Here is a 3,370-nt window from a genome sequence, read left to right on the forward strand (position 1 = left end):
AAACAGGGGATATCTCGGCTATTCTTATGGAGGCCTCTTTGGCACTTACATTTTATTAAATGAACCTCAATTGTTTAATAAATATTTAATTGGTAGTCCGTCATTATGGTGGGATGATTATCTCCTTTCAAAAGAGCTTAAAAAAATGAAAGCTGAAGACCTGACATCGATAAAATCTATTTTCCTTGCGGTGGAAGAAGAAGGAACACAACTCGAAAGCTATTCAAAATTTAGAGAACAGTTATTGGCAAAAAAGCCTGATAGTCTGCAATTTGAAAGTGTTATCATTTTTGGTGAAGATCATATGACTGCTGTCCCTGCTGCTATTGTAAAAGGTTTGAAATATTTGTATGGAAAATAGAATTATTCTAATAGTAAAAAATTTATGAATGTTGAAAGAAATATTAATGAAACAAACTTCAATGATAGAACTGATATCTTTGGGATGAAGACACTTTTTGATGAGCACTTTAAAGTGCTGACAAAGGATTTAGATCAGATATTGACTGATAATGGTTATGACCAATTATTGGTCTATTCCGGTGGACTGAAAATGCAATTCGCAAATGACCTTCCTTATCCTTTCATGGTAAACACCTACTTTAAGATGTTCCTTCCCGGTGAAACAAATCCCAATTGCTGGGTGATCTGGCGAGTAGAACAAAAACCAATATTATTGTTTTATCAACCGGAAGATTTCTGGCATTTCGTACCTGAACTAGATCTGGATTTTTGGTCAAATTATTATGAAATACATAGGGTAAAAAAACCGGATGAAGCAGAGCGGAATTTTGGAAATACTACGGCATGTGCGTTTTTAGGTGAGATAGATGACCTAGTATCCGGCTGGAGCCTGGGTGAGCGTAATCCTGATTCAATAATAGCAGCCATTAATTGGCAGCGAAGTTACAAGTCATTATTTGAACAAGCCTGCATTCAAAAAGCAAACGAGATAAGTGCAAAAGGACATTTTGCTGCAAAAGAAGCATTTTATGCCGGAGCCAGTGAATTGGAGATCAGTCTTGAATTTCAAAGAGCCTGTCAGTTGGATGAATTCCGTCTGGCACATCAGCCGGTGGTGGGAATAAATGAACATACGGGAATACTGCACTACATTGAGCGAGACACAAACCGCTTGTCTAAAGCAAAGCTACATAGCTTGTTAATTGATGCAGGAGCAAGTTATTTGGGCTACGCTTCAGATATTACACGAACCTATAGCTACAAGGATCATGAATTTGGTGAGTTGATTAGAGCATTAGATTCGAGGCAACAACAGCTTGTTCGTGAAATTCAATTGGGTCAATCTTTCCAGGATATTAATACTCGCTCCAAGCTTTTATGTGCATCGATATTAAAAGAGTTTGATATTGTATATTCAACTCCGGAATCAACATTGGAAACGGGCTTGATTGAGAGCTTTTATCCCCATGGCGTTGGTCATTTTCTTGGCTTACAGCCACATGATGTAGCTGGACTCCGTTCTTTTGAATCTAATTTTGTATTCACTATTGAACCAGGTATCTACTTCATCCCGATGCTGCTTAATAAATTGGCTCAAAGTGAACTTAAAAACGAGGTAAACTGGGATAAAGTTAAAAATATGCTGCCATTTGGCGGGGTGCGAATTGAAGATGATGTTTTGATGACTGAGACAGGCCCTGTTAATTTAACCCGGCAAGCTTTCAATTCAGTTAATAAAAAGAATTAAATAAAAAATTATGTATAAACCAATTTCAAAGAAAACATTAGCTGCCTTTGCTGCACCAAATTTTGCCTTAGCTATTATGCACATGCCGGTAGGTTACGTTATACCGGCACTTTATGCCAAATATACAAGCCTAAGTCTGGCAACTATCGGCTCTATTTTGTTATTTGGTCGCATCTTTGATGCTTTCAGTGATCCTTTGATAGGATATTATTCTGATCGTACCCAATCACGTTGGGGAAAACGTAAACCCTGGATGATAATTGGGACACCTATTGCTATGGTGGCAATCATATTTTTATTCTCTCCTCCGGCAACAGCGGGTTACATGTATTTTTTGTTCTGGAGTGTTTTGCTCTTTGCATCATGGACATTGATTGACATTCCTTATGCTGCATGGGGAGTGGAGCTGTCACGTGATTATGATGAGCGAAGTCGAATCATGACTTGGCGAAGTGTTGTAGGATATATTGGTTCAATTCTATTTTTGGCTTCACCGATATTATTATTTCCCTGGACGGGAAATACTGAAATTGGTACAGAAGTTATGAATATAGCTGCATGGATGGTGGCATTATCACTTCCGATACTTATGTATATCGCTGTTAAATATGTACCAACAGGTATTAATGTCTCCACACAAAAGGTGCGGTTGAAAGATTTTATAAAGTCGATAAAAATTAATAAGCCATTATATCGCTTTATGTCAGCATTATTAATCCACGGGATAGGTCTTGGAGCATGGGCAGCAACAGTACTGATATTTGTTGACGCCTATATCGGCATAGGCGACAAATTTATTTATTTATTATTGGCTGCCTGGATAATACGCATTCTGGTTTCACCATTTTGGTTAAAAATGTTTATTAAATATGGTAAACATAAGGTATGGGCTACCGGAGCTATTATCTCAGCTGTTGTTACTCCCACTGCATTGCTTGTATCACCCGGCGAAGCAGCTTTTATCCCTTTGTTGGTTTATGCCATTATATTAGGTTTTTTTGAGACTGCTATGTATTTGGCTCCATTTGCAATTTTTGGTGATATTATAGATTATGACACTTTAAAAACCGGTTCGAATAAAGCCAGCTCTTTTTATGCGCTAAAAGGTCTTATCCTAAAATCAATCTCCGGTGTTGGTGGAGCAATAGGGTTCTTCTTATTAAGCGCATTTGATTTTAATGTGAAGGGTGGAAATACACCAAAGCAGACAGTAGGTATATTTGTTGCATTTGCTGCTGCCCCGGCATTATTTTATTTAATTTCAGGATTAATAATCAAAAATTTCCCTCTTGATGCAAGGCGTCAAGGTATTATAAAACGGCGCCTGGAAAGTCGGTCTAAACATTTAAAACAGGGCATTTAGGCTGTTCAAAAACTACTATAATTAACCTCTAAGAATATTGATTAAAAAATAAAGAATCTAATGAATTAAATAATATGTTGAACCTAGTAGAAATTCTTGTTCGAACTAGTAGGGTCAATAACTAAAACATGTATAAAATGAAAAAATTAGAACTTATTTCAAACCAAGTAAAGGAAAGTAGCAATCCGCCAATTCTATTTATTCACGGAATGTGGCATGGTGCATGGTGTTGGGAACCTTATTTCCTTCCCTATTTCAAAGAATTAGGATATAAGGCATACGCACTAAGTCTATCC

Annotated in this window: 3 protein-coding genes; all 3 read left to right on the plus strand. The window is 37.0% G+C overall.

The features are described from left to right. On the plus strand, nt 1-361 hold a 361-nt coding region (locus tag ABFR62_13740), incomplete at its 5' end, for a hypothetical protein (GenBank protein ID MEN8139481.1). A 24-nt stretch (nt 362-385) separates the two neighbouring features. Then, entirely contained in the window at nt 386-1,711 is a 1,326-nt protein-coding gene (gene pepQ, locus ABFR62_13745) for a Xaa-Pro dipeptidase (protein MEN8139482.1), read from the plus strand. Between the two features lie 10 nt (nt 1,712-1,721). Further along, the gene (locus ABFR62_13750; GenBank protein MEN8139483.1) at nt 1,722-3,074 is read left to right on the plus strand and encodes an MFS transporter; all 1,353 of its coding nucleotides are present in this window, start codon (nt 1,722-1,724) and stop codon (nt 3,072-3,074) included. The last annotated feature ends 296 nt before the right edge of the window (nt 3,075-3,370 follow it).

It is taken from the genome of Bacteroidota bacterium (assembly GCA_039714315.1).
Classification (GTDB): Bacteria; Bacteroidota; Bacteroidia; order Flavobacteriales; family JADGDT01; genus JADGDT01.

Coding starts and splice junctions, on each gene's coding strand:
- pepQ (MEN8139482.1), top strand. CDS start 386: ATGAATGTTGAAAGAAATATTAATGAAACAAACTTCAATGATAGAACT.
- ABFR62_13750 (MEN8139483.1), top strand. CDS start 1,722: ATGTATAAACCAATTTCAAAGAAAACATTAGCTGCCTTTGCTGCACCA.